The organism is Symbiopectobacterium sp., assembly GCF_051710365.1.
Classification (GTDB): domain Bacteria; phylum Pseudomonadota; class Gammaproteobacteria; order Enterobacterales; family Enterobacteriaceae; genus Symbiopectobacterium.
The window spans coordinates 1-1,243 of record NZ_JBPETA010000365.1 but is presented as its reverse complement, the minus strand read 5'-3'; the positions used below and the strand labels follow the sequence as shown (position 1 = coordinate 1,243).

Genomic DNA, 1,243 nt, shown 5'->3' with positions numbered 1-1,243 from the left:
CAATGGCAACATTACTTGATGGTAAACGGGTCTGGGCAGAAAAAAATCTGAACCAGATTTAATCTGACAGACACCTGTATAAATAACCGGTAACTGTCAGATCAGGTCTGAGCTAGTACACATTATTGTGGCTGTTCCGGCCACTCAATGTCCGTGGCATTCACATCAACACGACTCAACAGCACCGCGTATTTTTGCCATTCAGTCAGCGCGGCTTTTTCTTCATCCGTCGCCATATCGAGATTAACCGCATACGTCAGTTCATTGATGCGTGACGCAGCGGTCGCTTTACGGGATGCAAGCTCCTGCTCCGCAACTTTGCGCGCGGCAGCCGCTTGCGCTTCCTTATCTAACACCCACTTCTTCCCATTCCACACATCAAACTCACTTTCTGGCTTCAGCTGCGTGACATTATCCGGCAGTTCGCCGAATTGGGTGACAGTCTGTTCCTGCCGTGTTTCCGTGCTGTAAACCGTTTGTCCGCGATAATCTGGTGAAAACTCCCACGACTTTCCATCAGCCGAGCGATGCAGCGCTTGCCCAACAGGCGGTAACTCTGGCTCATCGGGGTAACTGTGGGCGGGAAGGCCTACACCGAGCATGAGGTATTCCATGCTGGCGCTCTGGTATTCACCAGTGTCTTGATTGACATGATAGACAGTGATCCAGCTAGCCTTTTTGCTGAGTCCGTTTTCGCCTAATTTGGCGGTTTCAATATCAGTGGAATAGTGGCTCATTATGCTGCTCTCACAATGTAGTTAAAGGCGATGTTGCGCGGGCGGGTTTCGTTAGCGGTTCGCGTTTGGCGCGATGAATCAAACACCCCGCGTGCGCCACCCCTATAGCGTGTTGATACCGCGTCGTAATTAACCGTGGCGGTGCTGTCGATGTATAAGGCCCCGGAGGGGGGATAATCGATACCTCCACCAGCGGCTTGATCGTCTATCACCCATTTTGCTGTTATCGGTTGCATCGCATCATTCTGCGCCGAGAGAAGTGAACGCCCAGGATCAACCCCGCGCCCATCATCCCAGCCACGAATAAACTCACCGCGCAAATCAGGTAATTGACCGCTGGGATAACGGGATGCTAAAACCGGGTATTGCGCTGTATCAAAAGTCTGGCCGTTGCATTTCAGAAACCCCGCAGGTGCAACGGCACCGGGGAACGGCAGCGGAATACCCGCCAGTTCATCGACCGACAATGCGCCTATTGAGGACGGCGTTAATTCGGCGCTCTCCGG

General features: G+C 52.8%; 2 protein-coding genes. Both read right to left on the bottom strand.

Annotated elements, in window-relative coordinates; translation table 11 throughout:
* Nucleotides 1-122: 122 nt before the first annotated feature.
* Nucleotides 123-737 (bottom strand): tail fiber assembly protein, encoded by a 615-nt coding sequence (locus ACTBDZ_RS17935; RefSeq protein WP_438816284.1) that lies wholly within the window; start codon nt 735-737, stop codon nt 123-125.
* A partial coding sequence (locus tag ACTBDZ_RS17930) for a phage tail protein (protein ID WP_438816283.1) occupies nt 737-1,243 on the bottom strand: 507 nt, incomplete at its 5' end. The genes ACTBDZ_RS17935 and ACTBDZ_RS17930, both read right to left, overlap by 1 nt.